The organism is Leifsonia sp. LS1 (assembly GCF_020521355.1).
GTDB lineage: Bacteria > Actinomycetota > Actinomycetes > Actinomycetales > Microbacteriaceae > Leifsonia.
Map to the genome: position 1 here is coordinate 175,454 of NZ_BPER01000005.1, position 16,319 is coordinate 191,772.

Below are 16,319 nucleotides of genomic sequence, written 5' to 3' on the forward strand. Positions count from 1 at the left end.
TCGTGCTCGGTGGTCTGCTGCGGCGGGTGCCGCGTCGAGGGGTCAGGGGAGGGTGTGGTCGGTGGCCGGGGAGGAGGCGGCGATGAAGCCCTGGGCGACCGTGATGTCGTCGTCGCCGAGACCGGCCTCCACCAGTCGGCGGAAGAAGTCCTGCAGCGTCGTGAGCTGGGGAGTGGCCGTCGCGGTGCGCTCCGCCTCCGCGCGGGCGAAGCCGAGGTCTTTCACCATGAACTTCGCCGGCCCGGAGACCGAGTAGTCCTTCTCGGCCAGACGCTGTTTGCGCGACTCGAGCAGACGGCTTCCAGCGTAGCCGCCGCCGAGCAGGTCGAGCAGTCGCGTTACGTCCAGGCCCGCGCGCTCGGCGATGACCGTTGCCTCGCTGAGGGCGACGATGGTGGAGGCGACGATCATCTGGTTGCAGGCCTTGGCGACCTCGCCAGAGCCGAGCGGGCCGAGCAGGACGGGCGTGCCCATCGTGGACAGGATGGGCTCGGCGCGGGCGAAGTCGTCCGGGTCGCCGCCGACCATGATGGCGAGCGAGCCGGCCTCTGCGCCGTCCGTCCCTCCGCTGACCGGGGCATCGAGCACGCGGACGAGGCCGTCGGTCCGGGTGCCCAGCTCGGCGGCGAGGTCGCGGATCCCGTCGGGCGCGGAGGTGGAGCCCACGATCAGCAGGAGCGGGTGGTCGACGCCGGCCAGGAGGCCGTCCGGACCGTCCAGCACCGAGCGCAGCTGCGGGAGGTCGGGGAGCATCGAGAGCACGATGTCGCTCTGTGCGGCGAGGCCACGGGCGGTCGGAGCGACGACCGCGCCCGCGGCCCCGGCATCGTCGAGGGCGGCGCGCGTGCGTCCGTGCACCACCACGGATGCGATGCCGCTGCGGAGCAGGTTGAGCGTCATCGGGCGGCCCATGTTGCCCAGCCCGAGGACGCCGACGGTGGAGCGAGGCTGTCGTTGGCTCGTCATATGGTCAGTATAGTGAACGCGGTTCAGTAGGGTGAATCCTTGGTAGACTGTGTCCGTCTACCGGACTCTACCCGCAGACAGTGAGGACGAAGGTGACCACCACCGAGCTCCGCGTCGCCGTGGCGACGCCCCTGAAGCCCGAGCATGCCGACCTCCTGGTGGAGCGCGAGCCGCGCATCCGCCTGGACTTCGAGCCGGACCTGCTGCCGCCGATGCGCCACCCGGCCGATTTCGGCGGCGACCCCGGCTTCCGGCGCACGCCCGTTCAACAGGAACGCTTCGACGCCATGATCGACGCGGCGGACGCCGTCTACGGCGTGCCCGATCTCGACCCGGCTCAGATCGCCCGCGCGGTCCGTGCGAATCCCGACCTCCGTTGGATGCACACGATGGCGGCCGGAGGAGGAGGCACGGTCAAGGCCGCGAAGCTCACCGCGGAGGAGCTGGAGCGCGTCGCCTTCACGACCTCCGCCGGGGTGCACGGCGGCCCCCTCGCCGAGTTCGCCCTTTTCGGGCTGCTCGCCGGGGCGAAGGGCCTCCCGCGCCTGCAGGCCGACCAGCGGGATCGCCACTGGCCCGGACGGTGGGGGATGGGTCAGCTGGCCGAGCAGACCGTGCTCGTGCTCGGCCTGGGCGGGATCGGGGCGGAGGTCGCCCGGCTGCTGAAGGCGTTCGGTGCCCACGTGATCGGGACCTCCCGGCACGAACGGGCCGTCCCCGACGTCGACGAGGTGGTGCGACCCGCCGCGCTCGCCGACGTCGCCGGCCGCGTCGACGCGGTGGTGGTCGCCCTTCCCGGGACGGCCGCGACCGAGCGGATGCTGGGCGCGGCGTTCTTCGAGGCGGCGAAGCCCGGGCTGACGGTGGTGAACGTCGGCCGCGGCACCGTGATCGACGAGGGCGCGCTGCTCGCCGCCCTCGAGGCGGACCGCGTCGGCTTCGCCGCGCTCGACGTCACGGCGGTCGAGCCGCTGCCGCAGGAGAGCCCGCTCTGGGCGCACCCGCGCGTGCTGATCAGCCCGCACACGGCCGCGTTGACGACCGGGGAGGAGCGCCGCATCGCAGAATTGTTCGCAGACAACGCCACGCGCCTGCTGGACGGGCGCCCGCTGCGCAACCGGGTCGACACCGTCGACTTCTACTGACGCGGCGACGACCGATGAGGAGCCGACATGTCCGATGCCGCAGAGAAGGCTCCCGCGGTCGCGCGGGCCGTGCGGGTGCTCGATCTGCTCGGCGACGCCCTCGGTGAGCCGCTGACCCTGAGCGAGCTGGCGCGCGGGCTCGGCGCAGCCAAGTCGTCGACGCTCAACGTGGTCTCCGCGCTGGAGGAGGGCGGCCTCGTCCGCCGCAACGACACCGGCTACGTGCTGGGTCGCAAGGTCGTGGAGCTGGGCGGCGCCTATCTCCGTGCATTCGACCCGGTGCTCGAGTTCTATCGGGCCTGCGCCGACTCCGAGCTCCTGCGCCATGAGCGCACCCAGCTCGCGGTGCTCGACGGCACGCACGTCATCTACGTCGGCGCGCACGTGGGCCGCGCGCCGTTCCGCCTCTCGGCCGGTATCGGCTCCCGCTACCCCGCCTCGATCACGGCGGTCGGCAACGCCCTGCTCGCGGAGCTGAGCAACGACGAGATCGCGCGTCGCTTCGCCGACGACGAGACCCGGCCCGGATTCACCGACCAGTCCACGACCTCCCTCGACGGGCTGATCGCCAAGATCGACGCGACGAGGGAGCGCGGCTACAGCCTCGACCACGGCGAGGTCTATCCCGGGCTCGCCGGGTTCGCGATCGTCGTCCCGCCGCAGTCGAGCGGCGAGGTCTCGCTGGCGCTGGGAGCCTCTCTGCTGGAGTCGGCCTTCACCGACGACGTGCTGGCCGCGCTGCTCACGGAGCTCCACATCGTCGGCCGCCGGATGTCCAACCCGATGAATCTCGCGACGGAGGCGCTGACCGGGCACATCGTCGCCTGACGTGCCGGAGTGGTCCTGTCACCAGGCAACAAGTGTTCAGTGGGTTGAACCGTGTTCAGCATAGTGTTATGGTCGACGGCAGCGGGCGACGACGCCCGTGCAAGCCGACCCCCGACGACGATGTCACGCGACGACGTCACGCGACGACGCCGAGGGGGTCCTGTGCAGGAGGACACCCCGATGAGCACTGACCGCTCTGCGAGCGAACTGCGCGGCTCGAACGACCCCGACTACGCGGCGAACCTGCGCCGCGCCACTCTGGCCTCCAGCGTCGGAAGCGCGCTGGAGTACTACGACTTCGCCCTCTACGGACTGGCCTCCGCCCTCGTGTTCGGCCAGCTGTTCTTCCCGGCCCTCGGGCCGGGCGCGGCCGTCGCCGCCGCGTTCGCCACCTACGCGGTCGGCTTCTTCGCCCGGCCGTTCGGCGGCCTGTTCTTCGGAGCGCTGGGGGACAAGATCGGCCGCAAGGCCGTCCTGATCGTCACGATCGCGCTCATGGGAGGCGCGAGCACGCTCATCGGCGTGCTGCCGACCGGGGAGCAGATCGGCGTCTGGGCGCCGATCCTCCTCGTGGTCCTGCGCGTTCTCCAGGGCTTCGGAGCCGGGGCGGAGCAGGCCGGCGCGACCACGCTCATGGCCGAGTACGCTCCCGTCCGCCGGCGGGGATACTTCGCGTCGCTGCCGTTCGTCGGCATCATGATCGGCACCATCCTGGCCTCGGTCGTCTTCTTCCTGCTCGGCCTCGTGGACCGGCAGATCGTGCACGACTGGCTGTGGCGCATCCCGTTCCTCGCGTCGGTGCTGCTCATCATCGTCGCCATCTTCATCCGGCTCCGCCTGCGCGAGTCGCCGGCCTTCATCACCCTCGAGGCGCAGGAGCAGGTCGCGAAGAACCCGCTCGGCGAGGCGTTCACTCAGTCGTGGCGCACCATCATCCGGGGCATCGGCCTGCGGATGGCGGAGAACGGCGGGTCCGCGCTCTACCAGACGCTCGCGGTGACCTTCGTGACCACCGTGGTCGGGGCCGAGCCGTGGATGGGCCCCCTGGCGATCGCCGTCGGCGCCGCCCTCGGCATCATCGTCATCCCGTTCGCAGGCTCCCTCAGCGACCGGTTCGGGCGGATGCGCGTCTACCGCATCGGCGCGCTCATCCAGCTCGTGCTCGCCGTCCCCGCCTGGTGGCTGATGTCGATGGGGTCGGTCTGGCTGATCATCCCCGTGCTCGCGATCACCTACGGCGTCGGCGTGAACGTGATGCTGGGCGCGCAGTGCGCCACCCTCCCCGAGCTGTTCGGCAACCGCCGCCGGTACATCGGCGTCGCGATCTCGCGCGAGTTCAGCGCCGTGCTCGCGGGAGGCATCGCCCCGCTCATCGGCGCCGTGCTGCTCGGCGCGTTCGGGAACTCCTGGTGGCCGCTCGCGGTCTACGTCCTCGCCCTGACGGCGATCACCCTCTGGGCGACGTTCGTCACGCCCGAGACGCGAGCCCGCGACCTCAACCTCCTCACCGACGCCATCGACGACTCGTATGTCGACGTGACGAGCCGCCCGTCGCCGACCGTGTCGCGCCGGGAGCACCAGCGCACGCTCGCGGCGTCGCGCGCCCACTGATGCGGCTCGCCCGCGTCCGCACCGGCCGCGGTCCCGTCCCCGTGGTGTGGTCGGACGGCGAGTGGCACGTCATCGACGACCTGTTCGCCGATGCGCCGCGTCGCACCGGGGAGCGATTCGCCGCCGATGCGCCGCTCGCGGCACCTGTCGAACCGCGGATCGTGCTCGGGATGGCGCACAATTCCGGCCCCGCGGACGCGCTGCTTCCACCGCAGGCGTTCGCCAAATCGGCCCGCACCGTCGTCGGACCCGGGGAGCCGATCGGGCTCGACCCGGCGGTCGGCTCCGTGGTCGCGGAGGGGGAGCTCGCGGTCGTCGTCCGCCGCCGCGCGCGTCACCTCCACGCGGACGAGGTGGCGGCGCACGTGCTCGGCTTCACGATCGGCAACGACGTGACAGCGGTCGAGCAGATCGCCCGCGACTCCCTGCTGACCCAGGCGAAGAACGGCGACGGCTTCACGCCCCTCGGCCCGTGGATCGAGACCGATCTGGATCCCGCCGGCCTCGGCATCCGCGCCGAGGCCGGCGACCGGGTCGCGACCGGTTCGGTGGACGGGCTCGCGCGAGGAGTCGTCGAGCTGCTGGTCCACCTGACGGGCGTGCTCGAACTCGGTCCCGGCGACGTCGTGCTGACGGGCTGCCCCGGAACGGGGGTGCCCGTCGCAGCCGGCGACACCGCACGCATCCACATCGACGGACTCGGCGAGCTCGCGAACCCGGTCGTCGCGGCCGGGCGACACAGGAGAGGATCAGAATGACAGCCAACCCCTTCGATCTCACGGGACGCGTGGCACTCGTGACCGGATCGAGCCGCGGCATCGGCCGGGCGCTGGCCGACGGGCTCGCCGCCGCGGGCGCGACGATCGTGCTCAACGGACTCGACCCCGACCGCCTCGCGGGGACCAGGGACGCGCTCGCCTCCGAGTACGGCGACCGCATCCACGCCCTCCCGTTCGACATCACCGACGAGAGCGCGGTGGTGGCCGCGGTCGACCGCATCGAGGCCGAGGTCGGACCGGTGGAGATCCTGGTCAACAACGCGGGCGTCCAGCACCGGGAGCCGCTGCTCGACGTCAGCCGCGAGGACTGGGATCGGGTGCTCCGCACCGACCTGACGAGCGCCTTCCTCGTCGGCCGGACCGTCGCGCGCGGGATGGTCGGCCGCGGACACGGCAAGATCGTCAACATCGCCTCGGTGCAGGCCGACCTCGCGCGCCCGACCATCGGTCCCTACACGGCGGCGAAGGGCGGTCTGCGCAACCTGACCCGTGCGATGACGGCGGAGTGGGCGGCCAGCGGGGTGCAGGCGAACGCGATCGCGCCCGGGTACATCCACACGGAGATGACTCAGAACCTGGTCGACGACGCAGCGTTCAACGACTGGATCGTCGGTCGCACGCCGGCCGGCCGCTGGGGGCGCGTCGCCGACCTGGTCGGCCCGACCGTGTGGCTCTCGTCGTCCGCGTCCGACTACGTCAACGGCCAGGTCGTCTTCGTCGACGGCGGCATGACGGTGGTGGTGTGACCGTGGACACGACGAGGGCCGTCGTCGCCCACGGCGCCGGCGACCTGCGCGTCGACCACCTGCCGCTCGCCGATCCGGCCCCCGACGAGGCGATCGTCGCCGTCGCCTACGGCGGCGTCTGCGGTTCCGACCTGCACTACTGGACCCACGGCGCGGCGGGGGAGTCGGTCCTCCGCGCGCCGATGGTGCTCGGTCACGAGGTGGTGGGCATCGTGGCGGACGCCGCGGCGGACGGATCCGGCCCGGCCCCCGGGACGGCGGTCGCCGTGCACCCCGCGACGCCCCTCCCGGGTGACGGCTCGCGCTACCCGGAGGACCGCCCGAACCTGGCGCCCGGTGCGACCTACCTCGGCAGCGCGGCGCGCATCCCGCACACCGCGGGCGCCTTCGCCGACCGGGTCGTGCTGCCGACGCGGATGCTCCGCGCGCTGCCGAGCGGGCTCCCGCTGCGGACAGCCGCGCTCGCCGAGCCGGCCGCCGTCGCGTGGCACGCCGTGCGCCGGGCGGGGGAGGTGCGCGGAGCGCGGGTGCTCGTGATCGGCAGCGGACCCATCGGTGCTCTCGCCGTCGCCGTGCTGCGTCGGGCCGGCGCCGCGGAGATCGTCGCCACCGACCTGCACGAGCTGCCCCGATCGATCGCGACCGCCGCGGGTGCGACACGCACCATCGACGCACGCGATGCCGCGGCCGTCGCCGCCGTCGACGCCGACCTCGTGATCGAGTCGTCCGGAACCGTCCCCGGCCTCGCCGCGGCGATCCAGGGCGCGACCCGTGGCGGCCGGATCGTGCTCGTCGGGCTGCTGCCTCCCGGGGACCAGCCCGTACCGATCGCCCGGGCGATCGCACGGGAGCTGGAGCTCGTCGGATCGTTCCGGTTCGTCGACGAGCTGGACGACACGATCGCGGCGCTCGCCGACGGCTCTCTCGACGTCTCCGCGGTCGTCACGCACGAGTTCGCGGCCGACGAGGCGCTGCACGCCTTCGCGATCGCGCGCGACGCCTCCGTGTCGGGCAAGGTGCTCCTGCGCTTCGCCGCGGCGACCGGCGACGACGGCGAGGGCCGGTGAAGGCCGGGCGGAGCCTCCCGTCGCCGCGCGCCATACTGGAGGCGTCGCGAATGGAAGGGGCGTGCGTGGGTCCGCTGGTGGTGGTCATGGGCGTCTCTGGCTCGGGCAAGAGCACGGTCGGCGCCCTCGTCGCCGCCGAGCTGGGCGTGGTCTTCGTGGACGGCGACGCGCTCCATCCCGCCGCCAACGTCGCCAAGATGGCCTCCGGCATCCCGCTGACGGACGCCGACCGCGAACCGTGGCTGGACGCGGTCGGCCGGACACTCGCGGACGCGGCCGCCGACGGACTCGTGCTCGCCTGCTCGGCGTTGAAGCGCGTCTACCGGGATCGCATCCGCTCCCACGCACCGGCGACGCTCTTCGCCGAGCTCGACGGGACCGAGGAGGAGCTGGCCGCCCGCATGGTGCGGCCTGGGCACTTCATGCCTCCCTCGCTCCTCGCGTCGCAGCTGGCGACCCTGCAACCGCTGCAGGAGGACGAGTCCGGGCTGCGGCTGCACGTCGACCAGACCCCGGAGGCGCTGGCCGCGACGATCGCGGAACGCGCCCGCGCGGATTTCCGGTAGACTCGGTCACTGAACTTCGGCGAGGGAGGCCAGCGGATCTCCGCAGGCCTCCGTGATCGACGCGGTGGAGCAGGCTACGCAGTCTTTCCTCGCGCACCTCGATGCGCTCGAGTCGACAATCCCACACTGCGAGCACCGCTCGCCCGATCCCCGGCCTGCGGCCGGCAAGGAGAACATCATGGCTGACGAGTCCAACAAGGTCGTCGCAGAGGTCCGCGACAGCTTCGGCAAGGGCGCCGCCCGCAAGATCCGCGCAGCGGGCAAGATCCCCGCGGTCATCTACGGCCACGGCACCGACCCCCAGCACGTCACCCTCCCGGCCCACCAGGTCGGCCTGCTGCTCCGCAAGGCGAACGCGGTCCTCGACCTCGACATCGCCGGCGCGAGCCAGCTCGTCCTGGTCAAGGACGTGCAGAAGGACCCGGTGCTCCAGATCATCGAGCACCTCGACCTCATCGTCGTGCGCCGCGGCGAGAAGGTCCAGGTCGAGGTCCCCGTTCACGTCGAGGGTGAGCCGTTCTCCGGCACCATCGCGGTGCTGGACATCCCGACCATCAAGCTCGAGGTCGAGGCGACCCACATCCCCGAGCGCATCGTCATCGACGTGACCGACGCCGAGGAGGGCACCCAGTACCACGCGAAGGACTTCGCGCTGCCGACCGGCGCCGTGCTCGCCGAGGACGAGGACCTCCTCATCCTGAACATCGTCGTCCCGGCCGCCGCGCGCGCCGAGGACGAGGAGGGGGCCGCCGAGGCCGCCGCGGAGACCGAGGCCTCCGCCGAGGCCGCGGAGTAATCCCTCCCGATGGAATCCTCCCGTCCGACGGACGGACCCTGGCTCGTAGTCGGGCTCGGCAACCCCGGGCCCGGCTACGCCGCCACCCGTCACAACGTGGGGCAGATGGTGCTCGACGAGCTCGCCTCGCGCGGCCGTCTCACCTTCAAGACCCACAAGACGAACGCGACCGTGGCAGAGGGGCGCCTGACGCCCGGCGGCCCGCGGTTCGTGCTCGCGAAGCCGAACACGTTCATGAACGTGTCCGGAGGGCCGGTCGCGCAGCTGCTGCGCTTCTACTCCCTCGACCCGTCGCGCCTGATCGTGGTGCATGACGAGCTCGACATCCCGTTCGACACCCTGCGCCTGAAGTCCGGCGGCGGTCACGGCGGACACAACGGCGTCCGCGACGTGATCGCCGCGACCGGCACCGGCGATTTCACCCGCGTGCGCGTCGGCGTCGGGCGTCCGCCCGGCTCCCAGGCCGCCGCGGACCACGTGCTCAAGGCGTTCAGCGCCGATGAGCGCAAGAACCTCCCGATCCTCGTCTCCGACGCCGCGGACGCCGTCGAGCAGATCGCGTCCGACGGCCTCACGTCCGCCCAGAATCGCTACCACCCCGCCCGCTGACGCACCGCGGTGAGCCGACATTCGTGCCGAATGTGCGGAAGACCTGACGCTTTCCCGACATTCGTGACGAATGTGCAGGGCTACGCCGCGACGGACGCGAGCACAGGTCCCGCCCGGTGCCCGCACAGTCGTCGCACAGCGCGCCGTCGTACCGTGTCGGCCATGGAGCTGTTCACACGCGAGTGGGGCCGGGGCGATCGTTACGCGATCCTGGTCCACGGTGTGATGTCGGACTCCCGCACCTGGCGCCGCGTCGGCCCCGTGCTCGCCGACCGCGGCTACCACGTCGTCGCCGTCGACCTGCGGGGGCACGGTCACAGTCCGCGCACCGAAGAGTACTCGGCCGAGCTGATGGCGCAGGACATCGTCGACACCGTGCCCGCCGAGCCGGAGCTCGTGATGGGCCATTCGCTGGGCGGGCTGACGGTGAGCCTGGCCGTCGAGCGGCTCCGCCCCGAGCGCGTCGTCTACGTGGACCCGGCGTTCTCGTGCCCGGTGGCCAATCGCCTCCAGCTGCTCCTCGCGCCGGCGTTCCTCAAGACGCTCGCACGCCAGTCCGCCGCGCGCATCGCCCGGCGCAACCCGCGCTGGGACCCGGCCGACGTCGCGATCGAGGTCGAGTCGTTCCGCGCCTTCGACCGTGCGGCGATCCCGACGGTGCTCGCCCCGAGTGTGATGCGCGCCCCGACGATCATGATGGTGCCGTCGCTCGTGATGCTCGCCGACAACTCCCGTCTGGTGAAGCCGGAGGCCGCCCAGCGTCTGCGCGACGCCGGTTTCGACGTGCGCGTGGTGCCGGGTTCCGGCCATGTGATCAACCGGGACGACCACGACGGCTTCATGCGCGCCCTCGACGGGTGGATCTGAGCACGGACGGATGCGGAACGCACCCCGGAGCGACGCCGTGATCCCGTCCGGCTCGGCCCTCGTCCTGGTGGCCTCGACCGCCCGCGTGCTCGAGGCGCTGCCGGACGAGCCTCTCGCAGCGGATGCGGCGGCCCGGCGCGACCGGTTGCGCCGGGCCGCGGACCGCGACGACTTCACCGCCGCCCGCCTGCTCGCGGCGGCGGCTCATCGCGCGCTGACGGGCGACACGATCGCGGCCGAGGAGCTCGTGCAGCGGTGCGACAGCTGCGGTGGAGCCCACGGGCGCCCGCAGCCCACCACGGCCGGTCTCCACCTCTCCTGGTCGCACGCGAACGGAACCGTCGCGGCCGGAGCCGCACGGGGTCGGCTCGGCGTCGATGTGGAGGGCGGGACGCCGGCGAGCGACGGGATGCCCGACGCCGCCCTCTCGCCCGCCGAGCGACGCATCCTCGCCGGGAGCGCCGATCCCGGCGCCGCCTTCCTGCTGAGCTGGACGGCGAAGGAGGCTCTCGCGAAGGCGGGAGCGGCCCGGCTCGACGGATTCGCGGGTCTCACCGTGCTCGCGGACGACCGCCGTCTCGCGACAGGGCACGGCCGGTTCGCTCTCGCTTCCCGCCGCGGGGAGGGATTCTGCGCGTCCGCGGCGACTCCCGGCCCCGTGCTCTGGCGGACGCTCGACGCCGACGGAGGTCTCGTGCCGTTCACCCATCGGGCTGTCGGGGGCGCCGCGTAGACTCTGGCGAGTGATACTCCAGGGCTTGATCACGGCGCTTCAGCGCGCCTCCACGTTCGCTGACGCGCTCACGTATGCTTCGCGCGACGCCGACTTCTCGCTCACGGAGGGGCTGCGTGCGCCGCTGCTCGCCGGACTCATCCGACGCCGCGCGGAGCAGGATTCGTCTCAGGCCGTCCTGGTCGTCACGGCGACCGGCCGCGAGTCGGAAGCGGTCAGGGCCGCCCTGCCGTGCGTGCTCCCGGATGCCGAGATCGTCGAGTTCCCCGCCTGGGAGACGCTCCCGCACGAGCGGTTGAGCCCGAGCGCCGAGATCGTCGGCAAGCGGCTCACCGCCCTCCGGCGGCTCGTCGATTGGGGAGCGGGGGAGCGTCGCACGCCCTTCGTGCTCGTCGCGTCGGTGCGCGCGGCCCTGCAGCCCCTCGCCGACAACCTCACCGACTACGCCACCGTCGACCTGACGGCCGGCGGTCGCGGGTTCGACCTCGCCGGCCTCGCCGCGCAGCTGGTCGACCTCGCCTACGCGCGGGTCGACATGGTGACCCGGCGCGGCGAGTTCGCCGTGCGCGGCGGCATCCTCGATGTCTTCCCGCCCACCGCCGACCACCCGTACCGGGTCGACTTCTTCGGCGACGAGGTGGAGCAGATCCGCGCCTTCTCGGTGGCCGACCAGCGGTCGCTGCCCGAGCCCATCCCGTCGGTGGCCCTGCCGCCGAGCCGCGAGCTGCTGCTCAGCGAGTCGGTGCGCCAGCGGGCGCGAGAGATGGAGCACGAGTTCCCCAGCCTCTCCGGCATGCTCGCCAAGATCGGCGAGGGCATCCCGGTGGAGGGCATGGAGTCGCTGGCCCCGGCGCTGGTCGACCGCCTGGTGCCGCTCACGCACTACCTGCCCGACGGGGCCGCCGTCGCCGTCTTCTCGCCGGAGCGCGTCGCCTCCCGCGCCGTCAGCCTCGCCGAGACGAACCGTGAGTTCCTGTCGGCCGCGTGGAGTGCCGCCACGGTGGGGGCCGCAGCGCCGATCGACCTCGCCGCCGGTGACTTCCTCACGCTCCAGACGCTCCACGACTCGGTGAAGTTCAGCCGGCCGGGAGCTCCCGCACCCGACCATCCGTGGTGGACCATGAGCGGCTTCCAGACGGATGACGTGCTGCCGGAGCACCGCGAACTCGAGGAGCACCTCCAGGTCCGCATCGCCGCCGACGCCGTGCCCAGCTTCCAGGGCAACGTCTCGGGCGCGGTCGGCCACGTCGCGGCGCGGCTGCGCGAGGGCTGGCGGGTCGCCGTCGTCGCCGAGGGCAACGGCCTCGTCGAGCGCGCCGCGCAGGTGCTGGGCGAAGCCGAGCTGCCCGCGCGCCCGGTCGACCAGTTCCCCGTCGATGCGGAGCCCGGCGTCGCCTACCTGCTCAAGGCCAACGTGGAGCACGGCTTCGAGGTGCCCGAGATCAAGCTCGCCGTCGTGGGCGAGAGCGAGTTCTACGGACGCACGATCGGCTACGACTCGCGGCAGGTCAAGAAGCTCGCCGCGCGCCGCAAGAACGTCGTCGACCCGATGCAGCTGAAGCCCGGCGACTTCGTCGTGCACGAGACGCACGGCATCGGCAAGTTCGTCGAGCTGACCCAGCGCGAGGTCCCCAGCGGCGGCCGCAACGCGGTCAAATCGAAGCGCGAGTACCTGGTGCTCGAGTATGCCCCGTCCAAGCGCGGCTACCCCGGCGACAAGCTCTACGTGCCGACCGACCAGCTCGACCTCCTCAGCCGCTACGTCGGCGGCGAGGCCCCGCAGCTCAGCAAGATGGGCGGCAGCGACTGGGCGGCCGCGAAGGGCCGCGCCCGCAAGGCCGTGCGCGACATCGCGGTGGAGCTCGTCAAGCTCTACTCCGCCCGCATGGCCTCCAAGGGCCACGCGTTCGGGCCGGACACGCCCTGGCAGCACGAGCTGGAGGAGGCGTTCCCGTTCGCCGAGACGCACGACCAGCTGCAGACCATCGACGAGGTGAAGGCCGACATGGAGCGGCCCATCCCGATGGACCGGCTCATCTCGGGCGACGTCGGCTTCGGCAAGACCGAGATCGCCGTGCGTGCGGCGTTCAAGGCCATCCAGGACGGCAAGCAGGTCGCCATGCTCGTCCCGACCACGCTGCTGGTGAAGCAGCACGCGGAGACGTTCCTCGAGCGCTTCGCCGGCTTCCCGGTGCATCTGCGCCAGCTGAGCCGCTTCCAGACCGACAAGGAGGCGCGGGAGACCCTCGCCGGCTTGGCCGACGGCACCGTCGACATCGTCATCGGGACGCACCGCATCCTCGCCGACGGGGTCACCTTCAAAGACCTGGGCCTCGTCATCATCGACGAGGAGCAGCGCTTCGGCGTCGAGCACAAGGACCAGCTGAAGAAGCTGAAGACCAACGTCGACATCCTGGCGATGAGCGCGACGCCCATTCCTCGCACACTCGAGATGGCGGTGACCGGGATCCGCGAGATGTCGACGCTCGCGACGCCTCCCGAGGACCGCCACCCGATCCTGACCTTCGTCGGCCCGTACTCCGAGAAACAGGTCGCCGCGGCCATCCGGCGCGAGCTGCTGCGGGAGGGCCAGGTGTTCTTCGTGCACAACCGGGTCGGCTCGATCTCGGCCGCGGCGGCGAAGATCGCCGAGCTGGTTCCGGAGGCGCGCATCGGCGTCGCCCACGGCAAGATGAACGAGCACGCGCTCGAGCAGGTCGTCGTCGACTTCTGGGAGCGTAAGTTCGACGTGCTGGTGTCGACGACCATCATCGAGACGGGGCTCGACATCGCGAACGCCAACACCATCATCATCGACCGCGCCGACAAGTACGGGCTCAGCCAGCTGCACCAGCTGCGCGGTCGTGTCGGCCGTGGGCGGGAGCGCGCGTACGCGTACTTCCTCTGGGATGAGAACAAGCCGCTCAGCGAGACCGCGCACGACCGCCTCTCCACCATCGCCGCGAACAACGACCTCGGCAGCGGCATGCAGGTCGCGCTCAAGGACCTCGAGATCCGAGGAGCGGGCAACCTGCTCGGCGGTGAGCAGTCCGGCCACATCGCCGGTGTGGGCTTCGACCTCTACCTGCGCATGATCGGCGAGGCCGTGTCGACGTTCCGCGGCGAGGTCGCGGAGGGGCAGACCGAGTTGCGGCTGGAGCTGCCCGTCGACGCCCACATCCCCGAGGAGTACGTCGACAGCGAGCGCCTGCGTCTCGAGGCCTATCAGAAGCTGTCGGCTGCGAGCGCGCCGACGTCGAAGGACGGCCAGATCGATCTCGTCGTCGAGGAGCTCTCCGACCGCTACGGCGAGCCGCCCGTCCCGGTGCTCAATCTCGTCGCCGTCTCGCGCCTGCGCCGGCACGCGCAGAAGGCGGGCCTCGGCGAGGTCGTCGCCATGGGCTCCAACCTGCGACTCGCCCCCGCGTTGCTGCCGGACTCCCTGCAGGTGCGGCTGCAGCGCATGTACCCCGGGTCGAAGTACCACGCGGCCCCCAAGGTCGCGACCGTCCCTCTCCCGCGCGTCAACGGCGAGCCCCTCGACGACTCCGCCCTCATCGAGTGGGTCTCCACCCTCCTCGGCGCCCTCTTCCCCCTCCCCGAGCCCGCCCCCGAACCCGCCTGACCCGGTCCCCGCGTGGCCCCGTCCCCGCCTACTCCACCCACACCACCCCGGTAATTCCGGAGATATACGCCGTCGCGCCACGTATCGCCGGAGTTCCGGCGAAATGAGCGGCGCGTCTCGGGAGAACTCCGGAGGAACGGTGCCACGCCCGTCCGGTCGCCGTAACTCCGGCGATTCGAGCCGCCGCGCCGATCATTTCCCCGTTCGGACGGAGGAATCGGCCGGTTCCTGGGACATCTCCGGATTACCGGGGTGGGGTGGGGTGAGGTGGGTGGGTGGTGTAGGTGGGGGCGTCAGGGATCAGGGGCGCGGGATCAGGGGTGCGGGTGGAGGCGGCGGTAGCGTCGGGCGAGCAGAGAGACCAACACGCCGGACACCACGATCGCCACCGCCGAACCGAGGAGAACGGCCAATGTGCCCTCGGCCCGCACGGTTTCGTCGCCCGCGAACGCCAGCTCGTTCATGAGCAGCGACACGGTGAAGCCGATTCCGCCGAGCGCTCCCACGGCGACCAGGCCGAACAGCGGGATACGTGCGCGTTCCTCGGTGCTGCGGGTGAACGACCCCAGCCAGCCGCCGAGCGTGATGCCGACGAGCTTGCCGACGGGGAGGGCGACGAGGATGCCCCAGAACGCGGGCGAGAGCTCCGACGGCGCGACGGCGGGGATGACGACGAGCGCCGCCGAGAAGGCGAACAGCGGCAGGATGAGCCCGTTCGACCACGGTTCCAGCGCGTGGGCCGTGCGGCGCGCCGGGGGCCGCGCCATGACGAGCCCGAGGGCGACTCCGGCGATGGTGGCGTGCACGCCGGACTCGTGGACGAGCCACCACGCGAGCACCCCCACGAGCACCATGAGCACGCCGATCGGCCAGCGCAGCCTCCCGCGCAGCATGCGGCTCAGCAGCCCGAAGGCGACGACGGCGACGGCCGCCAGCGCCAGGTCGAGGAGGTCGGGGTCGGTCGTGAAGAAGACGGCGATGATGAGGATGGCGATGAGGTCGTCCAGCACCGCGAGCGCGAGCAGGAAGACCCGCAGCCGGTTGGGGAGCCCGCGTCCGAACACGGCGAGCACACCGAGAGCGAAGGCGATGTCGGTCGCGGTCGGGATGGGCCAGCCGGCCCCCTGACCGGTGCCGGCCGTGACGGCCAGATAGACGAGCGCCGGCACCGCGACGCCGGCCACGGCGGCGATCGCCGGATGGATGGCCTTGGCGAACGAGTTGAGCTCACCCGCGACGAGCTCGTGCTTCAGCTCGATGGCGACGATGAAGAAGAAGACCGCCAGCAGTCCGTCGCTGATCCAGTGACCCACGCTCATCGAGGCGATGCCGAGGTCGAGTTCGGCGTGCTGCAGGTCGAGCAGGGCGGGCCCGGCGACGGTGTTCGCCAGCAGAAGGCCGAGCGCCGCGGCGCCGAGGAGGAGGCCGGCGGCAGTGCGTTCGGAACGGATGATGCTCATCGGGAGTGCAGCCCTTCTCGCACCGGGTGCGGGTGGGGTCGATCACGGGAGCGACGCGCACGCGTCACCCGCCGACCAGACTTCCCGGCACACCAGGTGGGAGTCTACCCGAGGGGCGACACCAGGCAGAGGAGGTGGCCGTCGCGGTCCCGGAGCACGGCCTGCCGCTCCCGCCACGGCTGATCGGCCGGTGCGTCCACGAGCACGGCGCCGGCGGCGACGGCGGCCGTGGTCGCCGCATCGACATCCGTGACGCCGAAGCTGATCGCGACGCCCGCGTCGCCGGGTGTCGGGGTGCGGCGGTGCAGCAGCACCTGGGTCTCGGCGCCCGTCCGGTCGCCCGGGTCCGTCGTCAGCATCGCGACGTCGTTGGCGGTGTACAACTCGGCGAGCCCGAGGACGTCGCGGTACAGCGCGAGGGAGGCCGCGAGATCGTCGACGGACACGGTGACGCGGGCGATGCGACTGGCCATGCGGCCAGAGTAGCGGGCGGCGACGGTGAGAGGATGGAGCCGTCCTGA

15 protein-coding genes are annotated in these 16,319 nt (G+C 71.9%); 12 read left to right on the plus strand and 3 right to left on the minus strand.

All coding sequences use genetic code 11. The features are described from left to right. Window positions 1-42: 42 nt before the first annotated feature. Window positions 43-966 (minus strand): NAD(P)-dependent oxidoreductase, encoded by a 924-nt coding sequence (locus LLS1_RS10995; RefSeq protein WP_226655504.1) that lies wholly within the window; start codon window positions 964-966, stop codon window positions 43-45. A 92-nt stretch (window positions 967-1,058) separates the two neighbouring features. On the opposite strand from LLS1_RS10995, the gene LLS1_RS11000 reads away from it, so the two are divergent. The 12 genes from LLS1_RS11000 to mfd all read left to right on the plus strand — a co-directional run bounded on the left by LLS1_RS11000 (window position 1,059) and on the right by mfd (window position 14,338). Further along, the gene (locus LLS1_RS11000) at window positions 1,059-2,111 is read left to right on the plus strand and encodes a D-2-hydroxyacid dehydrogenase (RefSeq protein ID WP_226655506.1); all 1,053 of its coding nucleotides are present in this window, start codon (window positions 1,059-1,061) and stop codon (window positions 2,109-2,111) included. A gap of 27 nt (window positions 2,112-2,138) precedes the next feature. After that, window positions 2,139-2,939, plus strand: a complete 801-nt coding sequence (locus LLS1_RS11005; RefSeq protein ID WP_223357510.1) for an IclR family transcriptional regulator — start codon at window positions 2,139-2,141, stop codon at window positions 2,937-2,939. A gap of 180 nt (window positions 2,940-3,119) precedes the next feature. Beyond that, the gene (locus LLS1_RS11010; protein ID WP_226655508.1) at window positions 3,120-4,550 is read left to right on the plus strand and encodes an MFS transporter; all 1,431 of its coding nucleotides are present in this window, start codon (window positions 3,120-3,122) and stop codon (window positions 4,548-4,550) included. After that, entirely contained in the window at window positions 4,550-5,308 is a 759-nt protein-coding gene (locus LLS1_RS11015; RefSeq protein WP_226655516.1) for a fumarylacetoacetate hydrolase family protein, read from the plus strand. The genes LLS1_RS11010 and LLS1_RS11015 overlap by 1 nt, the downstream gene beginning before the upstream one ends. Next, window positions 5,305-6,075, plus strand: a complete 771-nt coding sequence (locus tag LLS1_RS11020) for an SDR family oxidoreductase (protein ID WP_226655518.1) — start codon at window positions 5,305-5,307, stop codon at window positions 6,073-6,075. Before LLS1_RS11015 ends, LLS1_RS11020 begins: the two co-directional genes overlap by 4 nt. After that, window positions 6,072-7,142, plus strand: coding sequence for a zinc-binding dehydrogenase (locus LLS1_RS11025; RefSeq protein WP_226655519.1), 1,071 nt, complete (start codon window positions 6,072-6,074; stop codon window positions 7,140-7,142). Before LLS1_RS11020 ends, LLS1_RS11025 begins: the two co-directional genes overlap by 4 nt. 65 nt (window positions 7,143-7,207) lie before the next feature. Continuing rightward, window positions 7,208-7,708: a gluconokinase gene (locus LLS1_RS11030; protein WP_226655521.1), complete on the plus strand. Its 501-nt coding sequence runs from the start codon at window positions 7,208-7,210 to the stop codon at window positions 7,706-7,708. A gap of 178 nt (window positions 7,709-7,886) precedes the next feature. Continuing rightward, window positions 7,887-8,504 carry a 50S ribosomal protein L25/general stress protein Ctc gene (locus LLS1_RS11035; protein WP_223357505.1) on the plus strand — a complete coding sequence of 206 codons (618 nt, stop codon included), beginning with the start codon at window positions 7,887-7,889 and terminating at the stop codon, window positions 8,502-8,504. Window positions 8,505-8,513: 9 nt separating this feature from the next. After that, on the plus strand, window positions 8,514-9,113 hold the full coding sequence (gene pth, locus LLS1_RS11040; protein ID WP_226655522.1) for an aminoacyl-tRNA hydrolase: 600 nt from the start codon (window positions 8,514-8,516) through the stop codon (window positions 9,111-9,113). 162 nt (window positions 9,114-9,275) lie between these two features. Beyond that, on the plus strand, window positions 9,276-9,980 hold the full coding sequence (locus tag LLS1_RS11045; RefSeq protein ID WP_223357503.1) for an alpha/beta fold hydrolase: 705 nt from the start codon (window positions 9,276-9,278) through the stop codon (window positions 9,978-9,980). A gap of 10 nt (window positions 9,981-9,990) precedes the next feature. After that, entirely contained in the window at window positions 9,991-10,713 is a 723-nt protein-coding gene (locus tag LLS1_RS11050) for a 4'-phosphopantetheinyl transferase superfamily protein (protein WP_226655524.1), read from the plus strand. Window positions 10,714-10,723: 10 nt separating this feature from the next. Next, window positions 10,724-14,338, plus strand: a complete 3,615-nt coding sequence (gene mfd, locus LLS1_RS11055) for a transcription-repair coupling factor (protein WP_226655525.1) — start codon at window positions 10,724-10,726, stop codon at window positions 14,336-14,338. A 314-nt stretch (window positions 14,339-14,652) separates the two neighbouring features. On the opposite strand, the gene nhaA is transcribed toward mfd, so the two are convergent. Continuing rightward, on the minus strand, window positions 14,653-15,798 hold the full coding sequence (gene nhaA / locus LLS1_RS11060; protein WP_226655527.1) for a Na+/H+ antiporter NhaA: 1,146 nt from the start codon (window positions 15,796-15,798) through the stop codon (window positions 14,653-14,655). Window positions 15,799-15,902: 104 nt separating this feature from the next. Further along, complete coding sequence (locus tag LLS1_RS11065; protein ID WP_226655529.1) at window positions 15,903-16,271, minus strand: VOC family protein; 369 nt, start codon at window positions 16,269-16,271, stop codon at window positions 15,903-15,905. Between the last annotated feature and the right edge of the window lie 48 nt (window positions 16,272-16,319).